The organism is Exiguobacterium sp. HVEsp1, from assembly GCF_002009685.1.
Lineage (GTDB): Bacteria > Bacillota > Bacilli > Exiguobacteriales > Exiguobacteriaceae > Exiguobacterium > Exiguobacterium profundum.
In genome coordinates this window covers 1,018,366-1,043,596 of the sequence record NZ_KV917367.1, presented here as the reverse complement: position 1 = coordinate 1,043,596, position 25,231 = coordinate 1,018,366, and the positions used below count along the sequence as shown (strand labels likewise).

Here is a 25,231-nt window from a genome sequence, read left to right as displayed (position 1 = left end):
AAAGAAAATTCTTTTCAGAGATTATTCTGAATTTTCACTGTTACTACATTATACTTTACCAACAAAACATTTGAACAGTATTTTCTCATACTTCGCTAGAATTTTTTAGAAAATTGGGGACATGCGGTTAGCATGCCCCCTCCTTCCATTACTTAATATCAACGTATTTGTACTGGTAATCAGCACCAAATAATTGACGGTTGAAGTTCTCGACGTTTGGACGGATCAAGTATGCCACACCAGCTTGGTAGATAGGCATGATTGCTTGATCTTGTTCAATCAAGAGAGCTTCAGCTTCTTTGAACAAGTCGTAACGTGCATCGATGCTTGTTTCAGCAGATGCTTCATCAATCAACTTGTCATACTCAGATGACGAGTAGTTGATGTCGTTTTGTCCATTGTCTGAAGTGAAGATACCAAGGTTCGTAAGCGGATCTTGGTAGTCAGGTCCCCAAAGTGCGAATGACATTTGGTAGTCCCCTTTTGCTTCACGCTCAAGTTTGTTGTTGAAAGGTTGTTGAGCGATCTCAACCGTTACGTTCGGCAAGTTCGACTCGATTTGACCTTTCATGTACTCAGAGATTTGTTTCGATACTTCACTGTCGAACGAGAGGAGTTCGATTGTTGTTGCTTCTCCACCGGTTACTTCTTCCCAAAGTGAAGCAGCTTCTTCAGTGTTTGTTTTGAAGTATTCCACGCCTTCTGTATAATCCGTTCCGTCTTCATACTTGATGAAGTCTTTCGGGATGAATGACGTCGTTGCTACTGAACCGTTGTTCAAGAGCTGATCGATAATTCCTGATGGGTCGACTGCACGTGCGATTGCTTTACGTGCATTTACATCAGAGAAAAGTTCATCTTCATGGTTAAACTTGAAGTAACCAACTGCAGAACGAAGACCTGTGTTGTAATCTTCATCCTCTTGGAATGCTGCGACTTGTTCTGATGCGAGACCAGCATAGTCGACATCGCCCGCTTCATACAAGTTCACGACTGTAGATGTTTCTTTAACAACTTTCACATCAACTGAGTCGAGAGCAACATTTTCTGCATCCCAATATGATTCGTTTTTCGTTAAGACATAGCCTTGTTCACGATCCCATTTAGTCCATGTGAACGGTCCGTTATAAAGAAGGTTTTCAGGACCAGTCGTGAAGTCTTCACCTTTTTCTGTAGCGAATGCTTCGTTGATCGGAGTGAATGTACCGAACGAAGTAAGTGAAAGGAATGATGGGTCTGGACGCTCGAGTGTAACTTCGAGTGTCTTCTCATCGATTGCTTTTACGCCAAGCTCTTCTTTTGGTGTGTCACCAGTGTTGATTGCTTCAGCGTTTTTAACTGTGTTCATGATGTAAGCGTACTGTGAGCCTGTTGCAGGATCAACAGCTCGTTGCCAAGCGTAAACAAAGTCGTTTGCTGTGACCGGTTCCCCGTTTGACCATTCAGCATCACGAAGTTTGAACGTGTAAACCGTTTCGTCTTCGTTTACTTCTGGTTCGCCTTCAGCAAGTGCCGGGACGGCATTTCCATCTTTATCAAGACGGTAAAGACCTTCCATTGTGTTGGCGATCAAGTTGAATGCGACCGCGTCTGTAGCAAGAGCCGGATCGGCTGTTGTGATATCTGACGTATCCGTCAAACGAAGAACTTTTTCTCCGTTTGAAGAAGAACTGCCGCCATCAGAGTCTCCGCCTGTCGAACAAGCCGCGAGAACTGAACCGAGTGCCAAGATGATCGTCATCATGAGCAAAATCGATTTTTTCTTCATTGCGATTTCCCCTTTCATTTTGAAAAGCTAGCCGATCGTCGAATAAACATCTTACTTTTTCTTTAATTTTCTGAATATTTCATAAAGTATTCGACGAAAGAACGTTAGGGCTATTGTAAGAAATTTTTAATGAAACTGTCAACTATTGAATGAACCGCTATCATTCGACATCATTTTCTTACTCGCTTTATGCCCTACGTTCCTAGTATCATAGAAGAAACACGGAATGTTGACACATTTCTTTTATCGATTGAAAGGAGATTACATCGTTGAAAAAGTTTCGAAGTATATTTTTTGTTTGGGGAATTGTCACACTTCTCTATACCGTTTGGTCGATTTTTTCCTATTTCCTAAGTGAATCTTTCACGTTTCACTTAAGTGGTGGCTTATTTGTATCAGGTATACTCATCTTTGCCATCGGGATGTTCTCCCATATGAGTGCATCCGGTCTATTTGACGGAATCATGTACGGATTTAAACGCAATCGACGCGCAAGGTTGAAGGAAATTGATGCCGATTACGAAGAGGATGAGGAAGAAGATCCGGAAGATCGACAACTCCGTAAACAATCGGCTTGGAACTGGGTGTATGTCGGAGTTGGAAGTATCGCTCTCTCATTTCTCGTCGCTTTGATTTAATCTTTTCGTCACTTGAATCCTGTGCTAAACTAAATGCAGAATAAGAACACTTGGATGAAGACAAGTAATTCAATTCCCCTTTTCCTCAGAGAGTCTACGGTGCTGTGAGTAGATGAAAAGTTATTGAATGAATGGACTTCGGAGTGGCTCGCCTGAACAAAAAGTATGGCGAGACGGTTCACGCCCGTTAACGCGTTCAAGTGGCATAGTATATGCAAATTTGGGTGGCACCGCGGTTATTCGTCCCGATTTATTCGGGAGGACGACTGCGGTTTTTTATATTTTTCGGAGGTGTATTCACATGGCAACGATTTTTTCAGGAATCAAACCGACCGGCGTCGTGACGCTCGGGAACTACCTTGGCGCGATGAAACAATTCGTCGACCTACAAGACGACAACAATGCCTATTATTGTATCGTCGATTTACATTCAATTACTGTTCAACTCGACCGTGTCGAGCTCATGAACAACACTCGAAAGTTAGCGGCACTCTACTTGGCTTCTGGTCTCGACCCAGAAAAAGCGACGATTTTTGTTCAGTCTGAAGTGAAAGCACACGCTCAGCTCGGTTGGATGTTAACTTGTATCGCCGGCATGGGCGAGCTCGGTCGTATGACGCAGTATAAAGACAAGTCGCAAGGCAGCGAGAATGTAGGCGCAGGGCTGTTCGTTTACCCGACGCTCATGGCATCTGACATCTTGTTATACAATACGGAACTCGTTCCAGTCGGAGACGATCAAAAGCAACACATCGAGTTGACGCGTGATTTGGCGGAACGCTTTAACAAACGTTATTACGAGACATTCACGATGCCGGAACCACTCATTCAAAAAGAAGGCGCACGGATCATGTCTCTCACGAATCCCGTGAAGAAGATGTCGAAATCGGATTCGAATGCCAAAGGATATATCTCGATGCTCGACGAGCCGAATGTCATCCGCAAGAAAATCAAGAGTGCCGTCACAGATTCGAGTGGTGTCATCTCATTTGATCGGGAGAATAAACCGGGGATTTCGAACTTGTTAGAAATTTACTCGCTTTCGACAGGGACCCCAATCGATGATCTCGTCAAACAATATGAGAACTCGAACTATGGGACGTTCAAACAAGATGTGGCGGAAGCGGTTGTTGCTCTACTTGAACCAATTCAAACGCGTTATCACGAGTTGATTGATTCATCAGAACTTGATGAAATTCTTGATGCCGGTCGTGCGAAAGCTGAAGCCGTCGCGAACAAGAATCTCGCAAAAATCGAGAAAGCGATGGGTCTCAGTCGCAAGCGTGCCAAAGTGAAAAAATAAATGATGTTAAAAAGAACGCTCAGCTGAGCGTTCTTTTTAACATCAAATATCTACATAAAAAAGAGAGACAGGCGTCCCTGTCTCTCTTCGTAAGATGATTTGATTATTCTTTGCCTTCGATTGAAGCCCACTTGTAAGAGTAGTCCGCACCGAATGCGTGCTCAACGATTCCTTTAACATAAGGCTTCGTGAGGCGAGCTGAACCACGTTGGTAAACTGGTGAGATTGCGTTCTCATCAAGAACGATCTTCTCTGCATCTTGCAATTGCTTCCAACGCTCAGCTGGGTCTGTGCTTGCTTTCGCATCAGCAATGAGTTTATCGAACTCTTCGTTCGACCATTTACCACGGTTGTATGGTCCGTCTGTGACGAAGAGATCAACGAATGTCATTGGATCTTGATAGTCAGGGCCCCAACCAGCGAACGTAAACTCGAAGTCCCCTTTGTTTTCAAGGTCAAGTTTGTTGTTGAATGGTTGTTGCTTGATTGAAACGCTCATACCTGGAAGGTTCTTCTCAAGTTCACCTTTGATGAACTCACCGATTTGCTTCGCAGACTCTGAGTCGTAGTTGAGAAGTTCAAGTTCAACTTTGTCTGTTCCGAGCTCTTTGAGCCCTTCTTCCCAAAGTTTTTGTGCTTCTTCTACGTTGTAGCCACCGATGTCGCCATTGCCTTCACGGAAGTCTTTTCCGTCTGGACCTGTTACGAAGTCTTTTGGTACGAAGAAGTTTGCAGGGATTGAACCGTTCGCAAGAAGTGTTTCTGAAATCGCTGTTTTGTCATAAGCGCGGTCAATCGCGTTACGGATTTTTTGGTTGTCGAGTTCTTTCACTTTCGTGTTGAACTGGAGGTAGAAGATTGTTGGTTCAACGACAGTTGAGAAGTCTTCGTTGTCTTGGTATTGAGCAACGAGTTCAGAAGTCAAGCCTGTACGGTCCACGTCACCGTTTTCATACAAGTTAACACCTGTTGATACTTCTTTAACGACTTTGACGTTGATTTCTTCAAGTTTAACTGTGTCAGCATCCCAATAGTCTTCGTTCTTGACCATCTTCCAGCCTTGCTCGCGCTCCCAGCTGTCGAGTTTGAACGGTCCGTTGTAGAGAGTCGTCTCTGCAGACGTACCGAAGTTCTCGCCTTGCTCTTTATCGAATGACTCGAGTTTTGGCATGAATACGCCGAAGCTAGTCAATCCGAGGAAGTAGTCAGCTGGTGCTGTCAATTTAACTTCAAGTGTTTGATCGTCGATTGCTTTAACGCCTACAGCATCGCGCTCGCCTTCACCTGTGTTGTACGCTTCTGCGCCTTCGATGATTGACATAACGTATGCATATTGTGATGCGTTATCTGGGTTGAGTACTTCTTTCCAAGCGTATTCGAAGTCGTTCGCTGTGACAGGCTCCCCGTTTGACCAAGTCGCGCCTTCACGGATTTTGAACGTGTACGTTTTCCCGTCCTCTGAAACTTTGTGGTCTTCAGCCATACCCGGAGTCGGGTTGTCTTCTTTGTCCATACGGTAGAGACCTTCGTTAACGTTGTTTAAGACGTTGAACGATACAGCATCTGTTGCGAGTGTCGGGTTAAGTGAAGGAATATCTGAACTGTCGAGCAAGTTGAGGACTTGCGCTTCGTCTGCAGAACCTTCCGAACCTGATCCATTTGAAGACCCTGTTTCTTCTTCCCCTGTCGAACATGCAGCTAGGAATGCACTAGATAGAAGTGTAACCGATGATGCTAAAGCAAAACCTTTTTTCTTATTCATTGCGATGACCCCCTGATTTTTTCGTTTTAACGAAGTGAATGATGGTAGAAAATTCAGACATTTCTTCTGACAGTATTTGTTACCAAAATCCCGTTGATGCAATAATACAATATTCTGATAATTTTGCAAAGTGTTTATTTTGATTTTTCTAAAAAATTTTATCTATAGTCAAAAAGCCCGCCTACAGTGGCGGGCTTTTAGCTCAATTTTCGTATTTTTTCGCAAAGGTTAGGACATATGAAGGACCGATGACCGGAAAACCGATATGGTCATAACCTTTCTCGATCACATAAGAACGTCCAGCTTGATAGATTGGCATAACAACAGCCTCTTCTAACAGCTGTGCCTCCGCTTCTCGGAAAATCTCATTTCGCTCTTCCAATCGGTCCGTCGCGCGAGCCTGATCCATTAATTGATCATATGGTTCGCTGGCATATCGACTTGAATTCAACACGTCGTTTGTTTCAAATTGAGTCAAATAGGCGGATAACATCGGATCGTCCGGTTGCCAGCCTGATAGAGAAAACGCATAATCCCCTGAGACTTCTTTCCTAACTTTTTCTCCTAAGGGGAGCTCGATGACGTTAACGGTCAAACCATCCAACTGTTCCAAATTCTTCTTTAATTGTGCGGAGATTTGACGCGCTTCGTCATCGACAAAGCTGAGCAGCTCGATTTCGAGTTCATCTTTCTTCAGCCGTTTCTTCACGGTGTCAAACAATTGGTCGGCGTTTCCTTCCAATTGTGCGATCGCATCCTCTTGGTCGATGACGAGTAATCGTTCTGTCGTCTGTTCCGCTCGCGCGAGTGAATCCTCGATTTCCGACCGCTCAAGCGTCAATGCGATGGCTTGTCGGAACGCTACATCATTAAACGGGGCTTTTTTAACATTCGGCTTTAAATAAAAGACTCCACTTCGTGGAACGTCCTGTACGTTCAAAATTTCCTTATCAATCGTGGAAACGTCAAAATCGTATGGGACGGGTTGCATCCCTGTCGCTTCCGTCAAGTTCGCTACACTATTAATGGTAATCGTTTCAAGCGTGACCTGTTCAGCTTCTCGGTACGTTTCATTTTTATGTAACGAGATGGTCGTATCTTCGATTTCCTTGATTTTAAATGGACCGTTCGTCTCTAGCTCTTCCCATGCTTTCACCTTTGGTTGAGGTAAAAATGCGGGCATCGCCAAAATCTGTTCGAACCCTTCCATCGGACGGACAAGAGTCAACTCGAGCGTCCGGTCATCGATTGCCTTGACCCCTAGCTTATCTGGTTCTTGTTGACCTAGTCCGATTTCTTTTGCGGATTGAACATCTGCTAGTAAGAAGCTGAACGGTGAATTCGTATCAACGTCAACGAGTTTTTGGAAGTGGTCGACGAATGTTTGCGCGTCAATCGCATTCCCCTCTGTCGTCACACTCTCTTTTAATGTGAATGTATAGACCGTCCCATCTTCGGATCGCTCTAACTTCTCGACGAGCGCCGGTTCGATGGACCCGTCTGCTCCGAATCGATACAGTCCTTCATATAGATGGGATAGGATCGTTTGAGATGATGGATCAATTGCTAGCATGACATCCGGCTGAGTCGGAAGCGACTCTCCGTAAATCGTCAATTGTTGTTCTTCGACTGGCACTAGTTCGCGTGACTGCTCTCGTTGTTCATTCCAAACAAATAAAAAAAGAATAAGGACTGAACCTAACAAGGCGGCCACGATGAATGATTTCTTTTTCATTCGTTGCACTCCTTTCTGTTAGACCAACCCTTATACCCTAACCTTTTTTGAATGATTTTTCTACCGTCAGTTCGTCACTTTTGCAAATGCGAGTGTCGCATTGTGGCCCCCGAAGCCGAGTGAGTTACTGAGCGCATAACGAATGTCAAGTTCCCGATTTCCTTCACGTACATAATCCAAATCACAGTCTGCTGCTGGTGATTCGCAGTTAATCGTTGGATGAATCTTGCCTTCGTGAATCGATAATGCTGTGATGACGGCCTCGACGCCACCTGCACCACCAAGAAGGTGACCAATCATCGATTTTGACGAGTTGACGGCGAGCTTATCAGCGTGTTCCCCGAACACACGACGAATCGCTTTCGTCTCGAGCATATCGTTGAGTGGTGTACTCGTTCCGTGCGCGTTAATATATTGAACATCTTCTGGCGTGATTCCAGCGTCTCGAATCGCCTCACTCATCGCTTTTGATCCGCCCTCAGCTTCAGGGGATGGTGCTGTGATATGGTAAGCATCCGAACTCATCCCATATCCAACAACTTCAGCGTACATTTTCGCACCACGTGCTTTTGCATGTTCATACTCCTCTAAGACGAGCACCCCGGCTCCTTCACCCATGACGAATCCGTCACGGTTTTCATCGAACGGACGGCACGCCGTGTTCGGGTCTGGATTCGTTGAAAGGGCTTTGTTTGAACAAAAACCTGCGAACGAGAGTGGTGTGATTGGCGCTTCCGCTCCACCTGCGAACATGGCGATCGCATCTCCACGTTGAATGACACGGAACGCTTCCCCAATGGAGTTCGTCCCTGACGCACAAGCCGTCACGGAACAGTTGCTCGGTCCTTTTGCTCCAAGATAGATGGATACTTGTCCGCTCGCCATGTTCGGAATCATCATCGGAATGAAGAACGGGCTGACGCGACGTGGTCCACGGTCATGCAAGATGGCAGACTGTTTGTCAATCGTCTCGACGCCACCAATTCCGCTCCCGATCCAAATCCCGACATCGTCCGCGATCGCTTTCACATCGAGTCCGCTGTCTTTATGGGCAGCGTCTGCCGCAAGTAAAGAATATTGGATGAAGGAATCCATCTTACGCGCTTCCTTCGGTTCGACTAAATGATCGATGTTCCATTCCTTCACTTCCGCCCCGACCTTGGCCGGGTATTGACTGATGTCGATCTTCGTCAACGTATCAATCGCGTTATCCCCTTTTAACAGGCGATCCCACATTGTTGAGACATCGTTTCCTAATGGTGATACGACTCCTAATCCTGTCACTACTACTCGTTTCATAAATGATTCCCCTCCGTAATGGTTGCGTGATTCCATGTCAGGCAGCTAGCCCCCCACGTGAGCCCAGCACCAAATCCTGCGATGACGACCGTTTGTCCATCTTGGATTTTGCCAGACTTGACCGCCTCGGCCAATGCGAGTGGAATGGAAGCTGCTGATGTATTCGCATGGTCTTGAATGGTCATGACCACTTTCTCTTCTTCTAAGTGTAACCGTTCCATCGCAGCGTCGATGATTCGACGGTTCGCCTGGTGTGGAACGAGGACGTCAAGATCTTCCAACGTCTTGTCTGCTTTGTCTAGCGCTTCAAGCACGATTTCGGGCATCTTCCGAACGGCAAACTTGAAGACTTCGCGACCGTTCATGACGATTTTACCTTCTTCATTCTCATACAGATGTTTTCCACCTGTCCCGTCACTTCCGAGCACAAGTGAGTCAATTGAAGCGATCTCGTCTTCCCCGAGCACGACAGCCCCTGCTCCGTCCCCGAAGAGGACAGCCGTCGATCGGTCATCCCAATCAATTAGACTTCCCATCTTCTCTGCGCCAATGACGAGCGTCTTTTTAAATCCTTTCGAATCCATGAGACTCTTCGCCGTGTCCATCGCGAAGATGAAGCCGCTACATGCCGCGCTCACGTCGAACGCCACGGCGGCTTTCGCTCCGAGATTCGCCTGCACCACACATGCGGTTGCCGGGAAGGCTGGTGCTGTAGCCGTCGCACAGACGATCGCTTCAATCTCATCGATTGCGACGCCCGCGCTCTGTAACGCCCGTTCAGCGGCACGTGTCGCCATATCCGCGACCGTCACATCACCCTCAGCCAAATGACGTGCCTCGATGCCTGTACGTGTACGAATCCACTCATCGCTCGTATCCATTCGTTTTTCTAAATCGATATTTGTCACCCGATTGTCCGGTAAGAACGACCCGATGCCGATGATTCCAATATTCATATCGTCGACCCCTATTCTTAGTATCTGGTACTAATATAAGGGAATAAAAAGAGGATGTCAATGCATCCTCCTCGTGTAGACTGGATTAAGCTTGTTCTAAACGCTTCGTGACAGCCATGACCATCTTCGCAGAATTGATCGATGCTGTCTCCAAGAACTCATCAAACGACAGATTCGCTTCTTCGTCCGCACTGTCTGAAATCGAGCGTGTGACGACGAACGGGACACCAAACTGATAGCACGTTTGGGCGATCGGAGCAGCCTCCATTTCGACGGCTGCGACGCCATCGAAATGACCGAGGATGTCCGCCACGCGTTTCGAATCGTTGATGAACGAATCTCCTGTCACGATCAATCCCTGGTGCACGTTCACGTCCGGCAAGTTTTCAATGACATCTTTACAGACGCTGACGAGCTTGGCATCCGCCTCATACGCCGGCGGCATGCCTGGTACTTGTCCATATTCATATCCGAATGCCGTCACGTCGACATCGTGATGACGAACTTCCGTCGAGACGACGACGTCTCCGACTTTCATTCCCTTTTTAAAACCGCCGGCAGAACCCGTATTGATGACGACGTCCGGTTTGAACTTATCAATCAAAAGTGTCGTGCCGATGGCTGCATTGACCTTCCCGATGCCTGACTTCAAGATGACAACTTGCATGTTTCCAAGATAGCCCTCATAAAAATGATAGTTCGCGATTTCAGTGTCTACTCGTTCTGTCAACTCGTTCCGAAGTAAATTCACTTCTTCTTCCATCGCGCCGATGATGCCTACTTTCATTCCGTTTCCTCCTCAGAAAGAGAGCGACTTCCAAATAGGAAATCGCTCAACAATTTATTTGATTTCTTTAATTTCGACGACCATGTCGCCACCTGGTGTTTGCACCGTGACCACATCACCAATCGTACGACCAAGAAGTGCCTTGGCGATCGGTGATTCGTTCGAGATTTTCCCTGTGAACGGGTCTGCCTCAGCTCCACCAACGATTGTATACGTCTCGTCTTCATTATCTTCTTGTATGAAGAACGTTACCGTCTTCCCGATTGAGACAACCGAGTTATCGCCTGCATCATCTTGAATGATGACCGCGTTACGGAGCATCTCTTCTAATTGTGCGATGCGTCCTTCGACCATCGCTTGTTCTTCTTTCGCCGCGTCATATTCCGCGTTCTCTGACAAGTCACCGAAGTCACGAGCAATCTTAATATTTTCAACGACTTCTTTACGGCGGACCGTCTTCAGTTCGTTTAATTCATGTTCGATTTTCGCTTTTCCGTCTAACGTCATATAGTGTTGTTTTTCAGCCATTTCTGTCACTCCTTCATTGTCTCCTAGTATATTACAGCTAGGGTTGAATTGAAAACGATTTATTTCCTCAAGCGCGATTGCGCTCAGTGAGCACCCAACGGATTTTTGTCACGAGTAAATCGATTGCAACAAAGTTTTCTCCGCCTTCAGGAACGATGATGTCTGCATAACGCTTCGTCGGTTCACAGAACTGCAAATGCATCGGGCGGACGACATTCGTGTACTGCGCCACGACCGAGTCGATTGAACGTCCACGTTCATTGATATCACGCTGCATGCGACGCAAGATTCGAACGTCCGCATCTGTATCCACGAACACTTTAATATCCATCAATTCACGCAAACGTGCATCCTCGAGTGCCAAGATTCCTTCGACGATGACGACATCGACGGGCTCGATCAAGATGGTTTCACTTGAACGCGTGTGAGCCGCATAGTCATAGACCGGCTTCTCAATCGCCTGATGTTGTTGTAACTGTTGGATATGTTCAATCAACAAATCGTTATCAAAGGCGAAGGGGTGGTCGTAGTTCGTCTTGTACCGCTCCTCCATGGTCATCTCTGATTGATCCTTATAGTACGCGTCTTGCTCGATCATGACGACCGATTGACCTTGAAACGCATCGACGAGCGCGCGGGCCACGGTCGTTTTTCCTGATCCGGTACCCCCGGCCACGCCAATAATGACGGGTTTATGTTGCATCAAAGTTAAGTCCTCCTCATCGTAATTTACGACTGATTGCTAGGCCATCACCAAGGGGCAAAATTGCAGTATGATAATCGGTCCGTGCCATCAATTGCTCAGTAAACTGCTTCACGAGACGAACAAGCCGACGTCGGCGTCGGTCTAAAACCGACACGTCCTCTAGCAAGACGTCCCCTCGTAAAAACAAATTATCGCTGTAAATCGTACCACCAATTGGTACTAAAGCGCCATACCCATCAAAAAATTTTTGATATTGTCCTTTTGCCGCATCAATAAACACGGCATCGAATTCACCTTCAATCGATCCAATCAATTCGACGGCATCACCGTGAATGAGCGTAATCCGATCGCGCACGTCCGATCGATTGATGAATCCCGTCGCTTCTTCAAAACGACGAGCATTTCGCTCGATTGTGACGATTTCTGCATCGGGTAACAACTCCGCCATGCGAATGGCACTATAGCCGATGGCCGTCCCCACTTCGAGAATTCGGGTCGGCCGTTGCATCGCCAATAAGGAGAGCAATACTTCCGAACCCGTCAAATCCATGATTGGGACGTGATGGACACGCGCGAACGCCTCCATCTCCGTCAATAGCGGGGAGCGGTCATTGATCAGTTTTTCTACATATCCCTCATAGGATGCATGGTCCACTCGTTCCACCTCTTAACTCTCTTCATTCAAACGACCGGAAGCATCCGCTTCCGGTCGTCCCATCAATTACTGTTTGCTTCTTCAAACGCTTCCCATTCGGAACGGTACTTATTGACGTTTTGTTGGTGATCCTCATAGTCGACCTCGAACAAGACTTCCCCGTTCGGGAACCCTTCACGTGGAGGGCGCGCGTAGAAGTAAATGTTCTCCGTATCGTTCGGGTTGAGCACCGCCTCAAATGCGTCACGGCTCACGGCCGCAATCGGTCCGATCGGAATGCCTTCATAACGATACGTGTTATATAGAGAGTCGTTCTCTAAGTCCGCGAATGAAGTGAAAATCGATGTTTCCCCCGTTCCGTACCAGACGGTCGGGTCAGATTGTAACTTCATTCCGTCATTTAAGCGATTCTCAAACACACCGGCAATCTCTTTGCGGTCTTCCGTTGACACCGCCTCTTTCTCGACAACGGATGCGAGCGCGAGCGTCTCATGGAACGTACGTCCTGAATCGGCTAAACGATCTTTGTATTCTTGATACATACTTTCGGTTGGCAGTAACATCTCATCGATGATTTCATTGAGCGTTACGCCTTTATTGAATTCATATGTGGCTGGGAACAGGTATCCTTCAAGCGGATGATAGATGCCTTCCTGCAAGACTTCCTCCGTCAACATTTCATGCTCGTTTACGAGAGATTGAATGTATTCACGGTCGCTCAACTGCTCAGAAATCTCTTCTTTCGGGATTTCGGCCACTTTCGCAAGTCGCGCAATCACCTGGTCAATCGTGAATCCTTCTGGAATGACGAGCTTAATATCAGGGACCACAATGACTTTACCTGTTTGCAACGTTTCAATCAATTCATCGATTGATTGTGACGGAGATAACGTATACGTCCCCGCCTGGAACGACGATTCGTTCTTAAAGCGTGTATAGAAACGGAAAATCGTGCTACTCCTTACAAGCCCATTCTCTTCTAGTAATTCACCAATGTATCCCGAACCGGCACCGAGCGGGACTTCAATCTCGACCGTTTCAGTCGAAGTTGGGTCAATCGGTTCGATGGAACGCTTCACAAAGACATATGCGAGCGCCGACCCTGTGGCAATGACGAGAAGGAAGATGGCCAGGATGACAACCGTGATACGACGGACGATCCGGTTGCGGGCACGTTTCTCATCTGACATAGATGGATGATTCATGCATTTCTCCCCTGTTCTTTTTATAAAGAGAGGCGACGAGGGACATTCCCTAGCCGCCCGTCCTCTATTTAGTCTAGACCGACTTCGTCATTGACGATGTCGAATGCTTCCATGACCTCTTCGAAGTCTTCATCGTCTTCGACGAGCTTCAAGATGAATTCGCCATCTTCAAGTTCTTCAATTTCAAATGCGTATACTTCAATCGTATCTTCGTCTTCTGTCTCTGGTGCGCCTACCGGTTCAAGTACGACAAATGTCTTTTTCGAACGGTCGCTCGTCATACGGAAAATTTCTGCAAATAAATGTTCGTCTCCATTTTCATCTGGAATACGGTACATTTCTTCTTCACGACGGATTTCTGCCATGAGAGATTCCTCCTTATTTCCCGGAACGATCCAGGTAGTTTTGTAAAATCATCACGGCCGCCATTTTGTCGATGACCGCTTTTCTCTTTTTGCGGCTGACATCTGCTGAAATGAGCATCCGTTCCGCTTGCATCGTCGTTAATCGTTCATCCACCAACACGCAAGGTAAACCCGTCTGTTCTGTGAACGCCTCGGCAAATGCCTCGGACGACTCACCGCGCGGGCCGACTGTCCCATTCATGTTTTTCGGGTGACCGACGACGACTTCTTTCACATCGTACTGCTCGATGAACGGACGAAGGAGACGGACGGCTTCGTCAAAGTCAGGTTCGGTCCAGTAGACCGTCTCCACACCTTGCGCCGTCCATCCCATCAGGTCACTCACCGCGACACCAATCGTCTTCGATCCGACATCGAGTCCCATGACTCGCTTCATATTAATCCTCTCTACGATCGTTCAAATACGATTTGACCAACTCTTCGAGAAGTTCATCCCGTTCAATTTTGCGAATCAAGTTTCGCGCATCATTATGACGTGGAATGTAGGCAGGGTCACCTGACAGTAAGTATCCCACGATTTGATTGATCGGTTGATAACCTTTTTCCTCGAGTGCTTGATATACCGTAATCAGCGTCTCACGTGTGTTAGCACGTTGATCATCTTCTGGAAAATTGAATTGCATCGTGCGATCCATTTGGCTCACAAGAATCCACCTCTTTCCGTTTGCACTTCACACTCTATTATGCCAGTGATTCGACGTAATGTGAAGCAAACTTCAATGCTTCGTCCAGTTTTGTTGCATCTCGGCCACCTGCTTGTGCCATGTCTGGACGACCGCCACCGCCACCACCGCAGCGTGTCGCGACTTCTTTAATCAGTTTTCCGGCATGGAAGCCACGGTCGTTCAGGTCTTTCGTCACACCTGCGACGAGGTTGACCTTCTCCCCATTTGCCGACCCAAGGATAATCACGGCAGAGCCGAGTTTCCCTTTCAAGTCGTCGACCATGCTGCGAAGGGCATCCATGTCTTGTCCATCGACGCGTTTCGCAATCAACTGGACGCCGCCAATCGTTTCAATCGCATCCGTTAATGAAGATGCCTCGATGTTGGCAAGCTTCGCTTTAAGCGACTCTGAAGCACGCTCGACTTCTTTGATTTCAGCTTGAAGTGCTTGTACGCGTGCAGGAACTTCAAGTGGTTTCGTCTTCAACAACTTCGCTGTCGCTTCGAGCGTTTCGATTTGCTGGTTCATCACTTCATATGCGCCAGCTCCTGTGACCGCTTCAATTCGACGCGTCCCAGCGCCAATCCCTGATTCAGACAAGATTTTAAAGAGTCCGATTTCAGCCGTGTTGGAGACGTGAATCCCACCACAAAGCTCAACCGAGTAATCCCCTGCTGATACGACCCGAACGACATCACCATACTTCTCGCCGAAGAGTGCCATCGCGCCTTTTGCTTTCGCATCCGCAATGTTCATTTCTTCGATATCGACACCGATCGATGCCCAAATTTTCTCGTTCACTTGACGCTCAATGGATTGAAGCTCTTCTGATGTCACTTGACCGAAGTGAGAGAAGTCAAAACGAAGACGGTCTGGTGTCACGAGTGAACCGGCCTGGTTGACGTGCTCCCCGAGCGTATCTTTGAGTGCGCGGTGCAAGAGGTGCGTCGCCGTGTGGTTCTTGACGATGGCTTGACGCGATGCTTGGTCGACAGAAGCCGTGACGGCTACTTCCGCTTTCGCCACACCTGACTCGACCGTGACTGTATGCAAGTTCTGTCCGTTCGGCGCTTTCGACACATCTTTTACGCGAAGAAGGAAGTCTTCTCCGACGATTTGTCCTTTATCACCGATTTGACCGCCACTCTCGGCATAAAATGGTGTCTGATCGAGGATGACTTGTGCTTCTTCTCCGGCAGCGACGACGTCAGCGAGTTCGCCGTTGTGAATCAAGCTGATGATTTTTGCGTTCGTCTCAAGGCTGTTGTATCCGAGGAAGGTCGATGGCATCGTGATATCTGCAAGCACACCCGACTGAATCTGCATCGATTCTACGTCAGCACGCGCTTGACGTGCACGTTCACGTTGCTCGTTCATCGCTTCTTTGAATCCATCTTCGTCGACCGTCATCTGATGGTCTTCTGCATATTCGATTGTCAATTCGAGCGGGAAGCCGTACGTGTCATAAAGACGGAATGCGTCTTGACCGCTGATGATGTTTGACCCAGCTGCTTTTTGTGCTTTTGCGACTTCGTTCAAAATCGCGAGTCCGTCGTTCAACGTTTCGTGGAAACGCTCTTCCTCGTTTTTAATGACTTTCTTGATAAAGTCTTTCTTCTCGTTCACTTGCGGGTAGAAGTCGACCATGATGTCACCGACGACGTCGACGAGCTCATACATGAACGGACGCTCGATACCAAGCATCTTCGCATAGCGGACCGCACGGCGGAGAAGACGACGGAGGACATAGCCACGTCCTTCGTTCGATGGGAGTGCCCCGTCACCGATTGCGAACGATACCGTACGGATGTGGTCCGCGATGACTTTGAACGCAACATCCTTGCTACTGTCTTGACGGTATACGTCGCCACTGATTTTTTCAGTTTCACGAATGATCGGCATGAAGAGGTCGGTATCGAAGTTTGTCGGTACGTCTTGAAGGACGCTCGCCATCCGTTCGAGTCCCATCCCTGTATCAATGTTTTTACGCGGAAGCTCTGTGTAGTTTCCATGTCCGTCATGGTTATATTGGCTGAACACGATGTTCCAGATTTCAAGGTAACGCTCGTTCTCCCCACCCGGATAAAGTTCAGGGTCTGTCGGGTCGTCCCCGAATGCTGGACCACGGTCAAAGAAGATTTCCGTGTTTGGACCAGATGGACCTTCACCGATTTCCCAGAAGTTATCTTCTAGCGGGATGATGCGGTCAGCTGGCATGCCAAGGTTCATCCAGATTTGTTTTGACTCTTCATCGTCTGGGTGAATCGTGACGGAGAGACGGTCCGGATCGAGTCCGTACCATTCGTCGCTCGTCAACAGTTCCCATCCCCATGTGATTGCTTCTTCACGGAAGTATTCACCGACTGAGAAGTTCCCGAGCATTTCGAAGAACGTATGGTGACGTGCTGTCTTCCCGACGTTTTCGATATCGTTCGTACGAATCGATTTTTGAGCGTTGACGATCCGTGGGTTCGCTGGGATGACACGTCCATCAAAATATTTTTTCAATGTTGCAACACCAGAGTTGATCCACAACAAAGTTGGGTCTTCGACCGGTACGAGCGAAGCACTCGGCTCCACGCTGTGCCCTTTTGATTTGAAGAAATCTAAGTACATTTGGCGAATTTGTGCGCCAGTCAATGATTTGAGCGGTTTCATGAACAATTCCTCCTTATTTCTGAACGAAACGAAAAAAAGCGATGCCTGCCCCTGTGGAAAGGGACGAAAGCATCGCTTCGTGGTACCACCCTCGTTCGCACGGTAGAATACCGTGCCTCGAACATCCGTTAACGTGGATGAGGCGCCCAGGTTGAGTGGGGACTCCAGAATAGCTTCGGTCGGCCGACCCCCATCTTCTCGCAGCCTAGGAAGATGTCTCTGTAGAGGCGGTGACGACGTACTCATTTCCTTCATCGTCTGTATCGTTTCAGTTGTCTATTCGTCATTATCACACGCGTTCGGAAAGACGTCAAGACTTCCCGCCTAAGCGCTCGACCAATTTTGTCCGTCGCACCGGTTCCTCTTCTCGCGTCGCCGCCTCGAGCGCACGCACGTCACCGAACAAAAGTAAACTCTTCTTCGCCCGAGTCACAGCTGTATAAATCAAGTTGCGTGACGACCGGAATCCTCCGTTGAAGAAGACCGGCATGAGCACGATTGGGAACTCGGAACCTTGTGACTTATGGATCGTGATAGCGTAGGCATGGGTGAACTGATCCCATTCACTACGGTTGTACTCGACTTCTGTCTGATCGAATCGAATATAAATCTTGTCGACCTTATCGACGTTTTCCTTCGCGTAGAAGATGTTCGTGATTTCTCCGATGTCCCCGTTATAGACGTTTTCCTCGGCGTTGTTGACGAGTTGAAGCACTTTATCGCCATTGCGGTAAATACGCGTCCCGTGTTTCACTTCACGGGCACTCGATTTTGGATTGAATACGTTCTGAAGAGCTTCATTCAGCCCATCAATTCCACAGACACCCCGATATGTCGGTGCGAGCACTTGAATATCAAACGGTGAATATCCTTTTCGGAGAGCCGCTCCTGCCATCTGACAAATCGCTTGAAGCGCCGTCTCTTGGTTCGCCGTATAGAAACGCCGGTCTGGCAGTGACGCCAACAAATCGTCTGGCATTTTCTTCGCATTCAACGAATGGGCGAGACGGAGGATACTTGACTCCGACGCTTGACGATGGACGACGTCAAGGCGGACGACTGGAATCCCTTCTGTCGCCATCAAATCGGCAAGTACTTGCCCCGGTCCGACAGATGGGAGCTGATCACGGTCTCCGACGAACAAGATTTTCATGCCGTTCGGTACCGCTTTGAGCAAACTTCGGAACAAAAAGATGTCAATCATCGACGCCTCATCGACGATGAGCACTTTCCCGACAAGTGGATTCGTCTCATCGACTTGGAACGAGCTACCGTCGAACTTTAACAGACGGTGGATCGTCGAGGCCGGTAGCCCGGTCGACTCACTGAGGCGTTTCGCCGCTCGACCCGTCGGTGCGGCCAAGACGAACGGGAACGGTTGGTTCGGAACGGGTTCTAACTTCCAATCGAAGACATCGCTGAGTGCATGAATGATTCCTCGAACGACCGTCGTCTTCCCGGTACCTGGACCACCTGTAAGAACCATGAGCGGTGACTTGAGCGCAAGTTCGATGGCTTCTCGCTGTTGGGTCGCATATTCGATTGAAAACATTTCCTCAACACGTCCGACCGCATCAAAGATGGTCGTCATATCCACATCCTCTGTTGTCGATGTCGCCATGATGCGCGCCAACTCTTCTGCCGCTTTTCGCTCAGCACGGAACACGTGAGGGTGATAGACGACCCCGTCATCGATGACGACCCGTTCTTCTTTGGCCAGTGACTCTAATGCCGTGACGAGCGCTTCACCCGGGTCCGCCCCGATAATTCGAGGCATCTCGGCTTCAAGTTGTTCTGCTGTCACGTAGAGATGACCGTTCCCTTGCTCGAGTTCTAATACGTACAGCACGGCTGCCGCGATGCGTTCAGGATGAATGCCTTGAATCCCAAAATGTGCCGCGATGGCATCCGCCGTCTTGAATCCAATCCCCTGTACGTCGTACATGAGCGCATACGGATTCTTCTCAATCGTCTCCATCGCCCGTCCTTCATACTCTTTATGAATTTTCGAGGCGAGACGTGGCGTCACGTCGAATGGAGCGAGAAACAAAAGCAACTGATCGACCCCATATAAAACGTTCAGGCGCTCGGTGATCACACGTGCCTGCTTTTCTTTCAATCCGTCTACCTCGGACAAGATGCTCGGATGTTTCACAATCTGGTCGATACAATCGTCCCCGAGAGAATCCGCAATCTTCTGCGCCGTTTTTTGACCGATTCCAGGGAAAGACCCGTTCGTTAAAAATCGCACGGCAGCCCGTTTCGTCATCGGGACGACACGGCGAATCCAATCCGCCTTCATCTGTTTTCCGAATCGAGGGTGTTCGACGAGACGACCGTGCGCTTTATACGTCTCGCCCTTCTCAATGCCGACTCCGACGCCAGCGATGACCATCTCGGTCTCATCCGTCTCAAAATTCTTTTCTTTTATACGTACGAGCGCAATTGTATGCGCCTCTTCTTCTGATTGAAACAGGACTCGAATGACTTTTCCAGTCAACTCATAAGGTGCTGCCATCATATCCGACACCTCCAGCTATTTTTCCATCATCCATTATAGCCCGAGTTTGAACGGTAGGACAAATCGCCTAACTGAACAGGTTGAGGATGCGCTCGAGCTGGTCGAGGTCGACACGTTCAAGAATCCGAATCAGCTGATCGACATCGATTCGGTTCAAGATGCGCTCAAGTTGCTCCAAGTCCACGGTTTCAAGCAGTCGTTCGAACCGTTCCAGCTCCCCCGAATTAACATAACCTTCGAGCCGCTCGAACAGCTCGGTCCGCTCGACACGAAACAGTTGCTCAAGCGATGGTCGCTGAATCAACAGCACAAGTCCCGCGGCGATGACGTGGACGCCCCAGTTCAACACGACGTGACCGAGCCGTACCGTCTGTCCGACGAACGGGACGAGCGGGATGAACGACAGCTGCAACACGATAATCCCTAGCTGGACGTACGGGTTCGGGATGAACCAAGCCACGAGGGCAAGCAAGGCCGGGACGACCCACGCCACCCCGACCGCACCAAACGTCACGGACCAGGACTTGTTCGCCGACAATATCCAATGCATGACGACACCGATTACAAAAAATGTCGCAAACAGGAGTAACAGCACGGTCGTCGCCCGTTCCGACTCGACGACGACCCGGAACAAGAGATTATTCGTCCACTCGCCCGTCGCGAGACGATTATCGACTTCGATGAACAGACGACCGAGCATGAACCATTCGATGATGAAAAAAATAACGACGCTGACCAAACTAAACATCCGCATATGCTTTCTCCCCTCTCACATTGCTAATCCATTTCCCGAACAATCGGACGGCTATGCACGTTTTTCGTCGAATCAAAGCGGGAACTGTTCGAGTGAACCTATGAAGGAGGGACTATGTATGACGAAACGTATTCCAATCAGTGGCCTGTGTGAACTCGTGTTAGAAGTGACCGACATGACCGAGGCCGTCGATTTTTGGCACGGCAAGCTCGGACTTCCCGTCGTCGAACAATGGGTCGGTGACGATGCCGAGCCGAGCGAAGCACAGGAACAGGCGGACGAACCTTGGGCGACGTGGCTCTATGTCGGGGGGAACACCCGTCTCGGCCTCTGGCTGAAACGAGAGTTCACATCGGAAGAAGAATCGAACCGCCAAGAGGACGTGACCGAGTGGGACACGCTCTATGATGAAGGCGGCGCCCACGTCCACTGCGCATTTTTCGTTCCGATGGAGTCGTTCGACCAAGCGCTCGAAGTGTTAGAGGCATCAAACATCCCGACGAAACTCCGGACGTGGGACGAGGACGAGACGGTCAACGGTAAAGAGCGCTCGGCCTACTTCAAAGACCCGAGCAAGAACGTGATCGAGCTATACACGAAAAACATGGACGAGGCCTACGGTGAGTTCGGCGGCGAGCCCGTAAAAATCACGACGAAACAGCTCTGATTCACATTTACGCTCGACAACCCACATGATACGATGAGAGAAAATGGAAAAGGTCGTGCTATATGCGTTTCTTCCCGCTTTTCTTCTTGGCTTGTTTAGGCTTGCTCACCTTTGGGCTGTATTTTGTGATCGATGCGTTTCCCACGCTCGACCGACCCACTTCGTTTGCAGCGTTGGCGTTCGTCTCACTCGGGACGAGTTTCCTGATTTTGATGGATGGTGTACGACGAGCCAAGTCCGGAAAGCGTGTCTTGTGGAGCTACCTCGCGCTCTCCGGCACGCTTGTATTGATGACTTTTAATCTTTTGATTTGGGTCATCGGGGAGGTGTCCGCATGACGCTCACCCTCCCTGAATGTATCACCGGCTTTTCATACGGCGACTGTTCCGCCCCAGGGTCAGATTGGAAGACGTTCAAATCGATTTGTTTTGAGTTCACCCGGATTAAACGAGGAATATGTTCCTTTACCATTGGGGACGAAATCACTCCGAATTATCACCAAGCGAGTATCACATGGAGTGAGCAAACCATCTATGTCCTGCTCAGCAGAAACTATCCTGTCATCGGCATCTCCAAACTCGAACCGTTTCAATATGAATTCATCGATGTACCCGAACTGACCGACATGTTTCCTGACACCTATCAGATTCCGTCAGCGGCTGAGTTGAATGAGCGGTTCGATTTGTCGCTACAGCCGTTTCTGAACAAGGCGGAACGCGGAGAAATCAAATATTGGGAACCAGAGACGGTCGGTAACGTCATTTTCCATTATTGGGACTAACAAAAAGCGCCTCTCGCAAAAACTGCGAGAAGCGCTATATTAATTTAGTTACCGAGCAGTGCATCCATCTTCGCGATGGCGTCACGTGCGAGTTCGTGATCGGGTTGCATCTCAAGGACGCGTTGCAACTCAGCATACGTCCGTTCCTGGTCACCCAAGAACGCATACGCAATTGCTAAGTTGTAACGGGCATCCGTATGGCTCGCATCGAGGTCGAGCGTCTCTTCTAACGCGACGACCGCCTCTTCGAGCTGTTCACTTTGCGCGAGGGCAAGTCCGTATTGGAACGTGATTTCCACGTCTTCCGGCGATTGCTTCTTCGCTTCACGCAGGCGTGGCATCGCACGAACGAAGTCACCCATCGCTTTGTACGTCAAGCCGAGCATGAAGTGAAGATCGGCATCGTCCATCCCCGAAAGGAGCGCTTGGCGAAGCGACGCCTCCGCTGACTCCAATTGCTCAAGTTCATAGGCAAGGGCGCCTTTCGCATAGTGCGCGGCACCGAACGAGCCATCGAGTTCAATCGCTTTGTCATAGAAGATGACGGCACGATCGTAATCATTGATTGCCTGAAGCAACGTCCCCATGTTGACGAAACCAGTCGGGTCTGTCGGGTTCGCTTCAATGGCCTCATTGAAATGTTTGGCTGCCCGTTCGAATTCACCTTGCTGCATCGCTTGGATGCCTTGTTCGTTTGCGTTCATATCAATCACCTCATCCGATATAGTCGAGTCGTTTTCCGTTTCGATACGCTTCGTCAATCGTTGCCCCACCGAGACAGATGTCGCCATCATAGAAGACGACCGCTTGTCCTGGCGTGATGGCACGTTGTGGCTCATCGAACTTGACGAGGACCTCGCCATTTTCGAGCGGAGCGATCGTGACCGGGACATCTTGTTGGCGATAACGGAACTTCGCCGTCGCCCGGAACTCTCCTGATGAAGCAGCTCCCGTCCATGATAGTTTCGAAGCGAGCAGCGCATCTGAGTAGAGCGCGTCGTGATGGAACCCTTGTCCGACGAACAAGACGTTGTTCTCAACATCTTTCCCGACGACAAACCAAGGGTCCCCGTCGCCACCGATTCCGAGACCGTGACGTTGTCCGAGCGTATAATACATCAACCCGTCATGACGTCCTTTGACGACGCCATCGAGCGTCCGCATTTCACCAGGCTGTGATGGAAGGTATTCCGACAAGAATTCTTTAAAGTTCCGTTCACCGATAAAGCAGATTCCCGTCGAATCTTTCTTCTTCGCCGTCGCGAGTCCTGCCTCTTCGGCAATCGCACGTACATCTTTCTTGTCCATATGACCAATCGGGAACATCGTCCGCGCGAGCTGGTCTTGTGACAATTGGTTCAAGAAATACGTTTGGTCTTTGTTATCGTCTTTTCCTCGTAACAGACGGTGCTCACCATCAACATATTTCACTTGCGCATAGTGTCCGGTCGCTACAAAATCGGCACCGATTCGAAGCGCATGGTCGAGGAATGCTTTGAATTTGATTTCTTTGTTACACATGACGTCCGGGTTCGGCGTCCGACCGAGACGATATTCCGCTAAGAAATATTCAAAGACGCGGTCCCAATATTCTTTTTCAAAGTTGACCGCATAGTAAGGAATCCCGATTTGGTTCGCCACGGCGATGACGTCCTCATAGTCCTCTGTCGCCGTACACACACCGTTCTCGTCCGTGTCATCCCAGTTTTTCATAAAAATTCCGATGACGTTATACCCTTGTTCTTTTAACACATGGGCCGTCACCGATGAATCGACGCCACCTGACATCCCGACGACGACCGTCGTCTCTTCAGGGGCTTTTGTGCGTAAATTCATCTATCTCACTCCGTTCATAAATGTCGAGACGACTTCTTGTAGTCGCTCCGCGAGCCGTTTCGCGTCCTCGACCGAGTTACCGTGGCCAAAACTGATTCGAACAGACTGACGCGTCCGCTCTGAATCCCCGTACATCGCCGACAATACATGGGACGGTTCGACCGACCCCGCCGTGCAGGCGCTCCCGCTCGAAATCGCCATGCCCCGCATATCCATCATGATGAGGAAAGGTTCAAGGTCAATTCCAGGGAGGTATAGGTTCACGATGTGAGGTAAACGATTCGACCCGTTCACCTCATAAGTTACGCCTAGTTCGTCAAGACGTTGACGCAGTGCCAAATCGAGCGAAGCATAGAGAGTCACTCGGTCCTCACGCTCTGCCATGACGAGTTCAGCTGCTTTTTGGAATCCAACGGCACCCGGAACATTTTCCGTGCCGGCTCGACGTTTACGTTCTTGTTGTCCACCAAAAGAACGTGACGCTAATTTTACACCTGTTTTCATGAAAAGAAAACCGATACCTTTTGGTCCATTCACCTTATGTGCGGACGCCGACAATAAATCGACATGAATACGTTTCACATCAATTTCTTCTGTACCGAGCGCTTGTACCGCATCCGAATGGAAGAGAGCCTGATGGTCTTGTAACAACTCCCCGATTTCTTGAATCGGTTGGCGCGTTCCGACCTCGTTGTTGCCGTACATAACCGATACGAGAATCGTATCCTCACGTAACGCTGATCGGAACGTTTCTACATCTACAGCTCCCGACTCATCAACATCGAGATACGTGACGTCGAAGCCCTCGCGCTCAAGTTGCTCCATCGCATGAAGCACGGCGTGGTGCTCGACTTTTGTCGTAATGATATGTTTGCCTTTTTCCTGATGGGCATATGCCGCACCGAACAAAGCATAATTATCCGACTCCGTCCCACCTGACGTGAATACAATCTCGTTCGGTGAAGCACCGATCCACTTCGCGAGGACGCGACGTGACGAATCGAGCGCCGCCCGGGCGTTACGCCCGATTCCGTGGATGCTCGACGCGTTCCCATACGTCTCTAAAAAGTAGGGTGTCATCGCTTCGAGGACTTCCGGTCGCATCGGTGTCGTCGCAGCGTGATCAAAATAGTTCATCTAAGGTCACCTCGTTCTTAAATATAAAACATGTAGCCGTCTGACTCTTCTTCAGCGAGGTCCGCGAGTGTCGTTTCGTCAAGGACGGTATCGATGGCTTCTTTGATTTTATCCCAAAGCTTGCGTTTCACCGCATCATCTGCTTCAGAATCTTCAACGATGGCTAAAGGTCCCTCGAGCAAGCGAATGATTTCACCTGCTGTCACTTCTTCTGGCGGTTTGACGAGCTGATAGCCGCCATAAGCACCACGCACGCTCTTGACGAGTCCACCGTTACGGAGTGGGCCGATTAATTGCTCTAAGTAATGCTCTGGCAATTCATGTCGTGCCGCAATCTTTTTTAAACTGAGCGGTTTGTTATCAGTCTCGCGTGCCAACGCAATCATGATCGTCAAGCCATAACGGCCTTTAGTAGATATTTTCATCTTCAAGTCTCCTTCTGTT

The 25,231-nt window shown here is 49.0% G+C and carries 25 protein-coding genes and 1 other annotated feature; of the genes, 5 read left to right on the top strand and 20 right to left on the bottom strand.

Features of this window, described 5'->3' with window-relative positions:
- Positions 1-148: 148 nt before the first annotated feature.
- Positions 149-1,768, bottom strand: a complete 1,620-nt coding sequence (locus BV910_RS05355) for a peptide ABC transporter substrate-binding protein (protein WP_078146601.1) — start codon at positions 1,766-1,768, stop codon at positions 149-151.
- Between the two features lie 269 nt (positions 1,769-2,037).
- On the opposite strand from BV910_RS05355, the gene BV910_RS05350 reads away from it, so the two are divergent.
- Together BV910_RS05350 and trpS are read left to right on the top strand one after the other, a co-directional pair.
- A complete protein-coding gene (locus BV910_RS05350; RefSeq protein ID WP_078146600.1) occupies positions 2,038-2,406 on the top strand; it encodes a DUF3899 domain-containing protein in 369 nt (122 codons plus the stop codon).
- Positions 2,407-2,448: 42 nt separating this feature from the next.
- Positions 2,449-2,657: a binding site (T-box leader), on the top strand.
- 50 nt (positions 2,658-2,707) lie between these two features.
- Positions 2,708-3,709, top strand: a complete 1,002-nt coding sequence (trpS, locus tag BV910_RS05345) for a tryptophan--tRNA ligase (protein WP_078146599.1) — start codon at positions 2,708-2,710, stop codon at positions 3,707-3,709.
- A gap of 103 nt (positions 3,710-3,812) precedes the next feature.
- Here the strand turns inward: trpS and BV910_RS05340 are convergent, their stop codons facing one another.
- From BV910_RS05340 to BV910_RS05270, 15 genes are all read right to left on the bottom strand, one after another.
- Positions 3,813-5,471: a peptide ABC transporter substrate-binding protein gene (locus BV910_RS05340; RefSeq protein WP_078146598.1), complete on the bottom strand. Its 1,659-nt coding sequence runs from the start codon at positions 5,469-5,471 to the stop codon at positions 3,813-3,815.
- Positions 5,472-5,673: 202 nt separating this feature from the next.
- Positions 5,674-7,206 carry a peptide ABC transporter substrate-binding protein gene (locus BV910_RS05335; RefSeq protein ID WP_078146597.1) on the bottom strand — a complete coding sequence of 511 codons (1,533 nt, stop codon included), beginning with the start codon at positions 7,204-7,206 and terminating at the stop codon, positions 5,674-5,676.
- Positions 7,207-7,272: 66 nt separating this feature from the next.
- Positions 7,273-8,505, bottom strand: coding sequence for a beta-ketoacyl-ACP synthase II (fabF, locus tag BV910_RS05330; protein WP_015881205.1), 1,233 nt, complete (start codon positions 8,503-8,505; stop codon positions 7,273-7,275).
- On the bottom strand, positions 8,502-9,461 hold the full coding sequence (locus BV910_RS05325; protein ID WP_078146596.1) for a beta-ketoacyl-ACP synthase III: 960 nt from the start codon (positions 9,459-9,461) through the stop codon (positions 8,502-8,504). The genes fabF and BV910_RS05325 overlap by 4 nt, the downstream gene beginning before the upstream one ends.
- 85 nt (positions 9,462-9,546) lie before the next feature.
- The gene (gene mtnN, locus BV910_RS05320; protein WP_015881203.1) at positions 9,547-10,248 is read right to left on the bottom strand and encodes a 5'-methylthioadenosine/S-adenosylhomocysteine nucleosidase; all 702 of its coding nucleotides are present in this window, start codon (positions 10,246-10,248) and stop codon (positions 9,547-9,549) included.
- 54 nt (positions 10,249-10,302) lie between these two features.
- A complete protein-coding gene (gene greA, locus BV910_RS05315; RefSeq protein ID WP_015881202.1) occupies positions 10,303-10,776 on the bottom strand; it encodes a transcription elongation factor GreA in 474 nt (157 codons plus the stop codon).
- 67 nt (positions 10,777-10,843) lie between these two features.
- Positions 10,844-11,479 (bottom strand): uridine kinase, encoded by a 636-nt coding sequence (udk, locus tag BV910_RS05310; RefSeq protein WP_031421468.1) that lies wholly within the window; start codon positions 11,477-11,479, stop codon positions 10,844-10,846.
- Between the two features lie 16 nt (positions 11,480-11,495).
- Positions 11,496-12,137 carry an O-methyltransferase gene (locus tag BV910_RS05305; protein WP_015881200.1) on the bottom strand — a complete coding sequence of 214 codons (642 nt, stop codon included), beginning with the start codon at positions 12,135-12,137 and terminating at the stop codon, positions 11,496-11,498.
- Positions 12,138-12,199: 62 nt separating this feature from the next.
- Positions 12,200-13,342: an endolytic transglycosylase MltG gene (mltG, locus tag BV910_RS05300; protein WP_078146595.1), complete on the bottom strand. Its 1,143-nt coding sequence runs from the start codon at positions 13,340-13,342 to the stop codon at positions 12,200-12,202.
- A 68-nt stretch (positions 13,343-13,410) separates the two neighbouring features.
- Positions 13,411-13,707 carry a DUF1292 domain-containing protein gene (locus tag BV910_RS05295; RefSeq protein WP_078146594.1) on the bottom strand — a complete coding sequence of 99 codons (297 nt, stop codon included), beginning with the start codon at positions 13,705-13,707 and terminating at the stop codon, positions 13,411-13,413.
- A gap of 13 nt (positions 13,708-13,720) precedes the next feature.
- A complete protein-coding gene (gene ruvX / locus BV910_RS05290; protein ID WP_078146593.1) occupies positions 13,721-14,143 on the bottom strand; it encodes a Holliday junction resolvase RuvX in 423 nt (140 codons plus the stop codon).
- 1 nt (position 14,144) lies between these two features.
- The gene (locus BV910_RS05285; protein ID WP_015881196.1) at positions 14,145-14,411 is read right to left on the bottom strand and encodes an IreB family regulatory phosphoprotein; all 267 of its coding nucleotides are present in this window, start codon (positions 14,409-14,411) and stop codon (positions 14,145-14,147) included.
- A gap of 37 nt (positions 14,412-14,448) precedes the next feature.
- Positions 14,449-17,091 carry an alanine--tRNA ligase gene (alaS, locus tag BV910_RS05280; RefSeq protein WP_078146592.1) on the bottom strand — a complete coding sequence of 881 codons (2,643 nt, stop codon included), beginning with the start codon at positions 17,089-17,091 and terminating at the stop codon, positions 14,449-14,451.
- A gap of 310 nt (positions 17,092-17,401) precedes the next feature.
- Positions 17,402-19,609, bottom strand: coding sequence for an SF1B family DNA helicase RecD2 (gene recD2, locus BV910_RS05275; protein WP_078147910.1), 2,208 nt, complete (start codon positions 19,607-19,609; stop codon positions 17,402-17,404).
- 70 nt (positions 19,610-19,679) lie between these two features.
- Entirely contained in the window at positions 19,680-20,366 is a 687-nt protein-coding gene (locus tag BV910_RS05270; protein WP_078146591.1) for a magnesium and cobalt transport protein CorA, read from the bottom strand.
- A 118-nt stretch (positions 20,367-20,484) separates the two neighbouring features.
- Between BV910_RS05270 and BV910_RS05265 the strand changes: the two genes are divergently transcribed.
- The 3 genes from BV910_RS05265 (at position 20,485) to BV910_RS05255 (ending at position 21,814) form a co-directional block, all read left to right on the top strand.
- The gene (locus tag BV910_RS05265; RefSeq protein ID WP_240499799.1) at positions 20,485-21,033 is read left to right on the top strand and encodes a VOC family protein; all 549 of its coding nucleotides are present in this window, start codon (positions 20,485-20,487) and stop codon (positions 21,031-21,033) included.
- 62 nt (positions 21,034-21,095) lie between these two features.
- Complete coding sequence (locus tag BV910_RS05260) at positions 21,096-21,371, top strand: hypothetical protein (protein WP_078146589.1); 276 nt, start codon at positions 21,096-21,098, stop codon at positions 21,369-21,371.
- Positions 21,368-21,814: a hypothetical protein gene (locus BV910_RS05255; RefSeq protein WP_078146588.1), complete on the top strand. Its 447-nt coding sequence runs from the start codon at positions 21,368-21,370 to the stop codon at positions 21,812-21,814. Before BV910_RS05260 ends, BV910_RS05255 begins: the two co-directional genes overlap by 4 nt.
- Positions 21,815-21,858: 44 nt before the next feature.
- On the opposite strand, the gene BV910_RS05250 is transcribed toward BV910_RS05255, so the two are convergent.
- The 4 genes from BV910_RS05250 to cymR are packed head-to-tail and all read right to left on the bottom strand — an operon-like array spanning position 21,859 to position 25,212.
- Positions 21,859-22,518, bottom strand: a complete 660-nt coding sequence (locus BV910_RS05250; RefSeq protein ID WP_078146587.1) for a tetratricopeptide repeat protein — start codon at positions 22,516-22,518, stop codon at positions 21,859-21,861.
- Between the two features lie 10 nt (positions 22,519-22,528).
- Positions 22,529-23,650 (bottom strand): tRNA 2-thiouridine(34) synthase MnmA, encoded by a 1,122-nt coding sequence (gene mnmA, locus BV910_RS05245; protein ID WP_078146586.1) that lies wholly within the window; start codon positions 23,648-23,650, stop codon positions 22,529-22,531.
- Complete coding sequence (locus BV910_RS05240; protein ID WP_078146585.1) at positions 23,651-24,787, bottom strand: cysteine desulfurase family protein; 1,137 nt, start codon at positions 24,785-24,787, stop codon at positions 23,651-23,653. It lies immediately after the preceding gene.
- Positions 24,788-24,804: 17 nt separating this feature from the next.
- Positions 24,805-25,212: a cysteine metabolism transcriptional regulator CymR gene (gene cymR / locus BV910_RS05235; protein WP_015881188.1), complete on the bottom strand. Its 408-nt coding sequence runs from the start codon at positions 25,210-25,212 to the stop codon at positions 24,805-24,807.
- Positions 25,213-25,231: the final 19 nt, after the last annotated feature.

Bases quoted from the DNA above. Each gene is read 5' to 3' on its own strand.
- BV910_RS05295 (WP_078146594.1), bottom strand. From the start codon at position 13,707: ATGGCAGAAATCCGTCGTGAAGAAGAAATGTACCGTATTCCAGATGAA.
- recD2 (WP_078147910.1), bottom strand. From the start codon at position 19,609: ATGGCAGCACCTTATGAGTTGACTGGAAAAGTCATTCGAGTCCTGTTT.
- BV910_RS05240 (WP_078146585.1), bottom strand. From the start codon at position 24,787: ATGAACTATTTTGATCACGCTGCGACGACACCGATGCGACCGGAAGTC.
- BV910_RS05260 (WP_078146589.1), top strand. From the start codon at position 21,096: ATGCGTTTCTTCCCGCTTTTCTTCTTGGCTTGTTTAGGCTTGCTCACC.
- greA (WP_015881202.1), bottom strand. From the start codon at position 10,776: ATGGCTGAAAAACAACACTATATGACGTTAGACGGAAAAGCGAAAATC.
- trpS (WP_078146599.1), top strand. From the start codon at position 2,708: ATGGCAACGATTTTTTCAGGAATCAAACCGACCGGCGTCGTGACGCTC.
- BV910_RS05355 (WP_078146601.1), bottom strand. From the start codon at position 1,768: ATGAAGAAAAAATCGATTTTGCTCATGATGACGATCATCTTGGCACTC.
- ruvX (WP_078146593.1), bottom strand. From the start codon at position 14,143: ATGAAGCGAGTCATGGGACTCGATGTCGGATCGAAGACGATTGGTGTC.
- fabF (WP_015881205.1), bottom strand. From the start codon at position 8,505: ATGAAACGAGTAGTAGTGACAGGATTAGGAGTCGTATCACCATTAGGA.
- BV910_RS05325 (WP_078146596.1), bottom strand. From the start codon at position 9,461: ATGAATATTGGAATCATCGGCATCGGGTCGTTCTTACCGGACAATCGG.
- cymR (WP_015881188.1), bottom strand. From the start codon at position 25,212: ATGAAAATATCTACTAAAGGCCGTTATGGCTTGACGATCATGATTGCG.
- BV910_RS05270 (WP_078146591.1), bottom strand. From the start codon at position 20,366: ATGCGGATGTTTAGTTTGGTCAGCGTCGTTATTTTTTTCATCATCGAA.
- BV910_RS05335 (WP_078146597.1), bottom strand. From the start codon at position 7,206: ATGAAAAAGAAATCATTCATCGTGGCCGCCTTGTTAGGTTCAGTCCTT.
- BV910_RS05255 (WP_078146588.1), top strand. From the start codon at position 21,368: ATGACGCTCACCCTCCCTGAATGTATCACCGGCTTTTCATACGGCGAC.
- alaS (WP_078146592.1), bottom strand. From the start codon at position 17,091: ATGAAACCGCTCAAATCATTGACTGGCGCACAAATTCGCCAAATGTAC.
- mtnN (WP_015881203.1), bottom strand. From the start codon at position 10,248: ATGAAAGTAGGCATCATCGGCGCGATGGAAGAAGAAGTGAATTTACTT.
- BV910_RS05265 (WP_240499799.1), top strand. From the start codon at position 20,485: ATGACGAAACGTATTCCAATCAGTGGCCTGTGTGAACTCGTGTTAGAA.
- udk (WP_031421468.1), bottom strand. From the start codon at position 11,479: ATGCAACATAAACCCGTCATTATTGGCGTGGCCGGGGGTACCGGATCA.
- BV910_RS05250 (WP_078146587.1), bottom strand. From the start codon at position 22,518: ATGAACGCAAACGAACAAGGCATCCAAGCGATGCAGCAAGGTGAATTC.
- BV910_RS05340 (WP_078146598.1), bottom strand. From the start codon at position 5,471: ATGAATAAGAAAAAAGGTTTTGCTTTAGCATCATCGGTTACACTTCTA.
- mnmA (WP_078146586.1), bottom strand. From the start codon at position 23,650: ATGAATTTACGCACAAAAGCCCCTGAAGAGACGACGGTCGTCGTCGGG.
- mltG (WP_078146595.1), bottom strand. From the start codon at position 13,342: ATGAATCATCCATCTATGTCAGATGAGAAACGTGCCCGCAACCGGATC.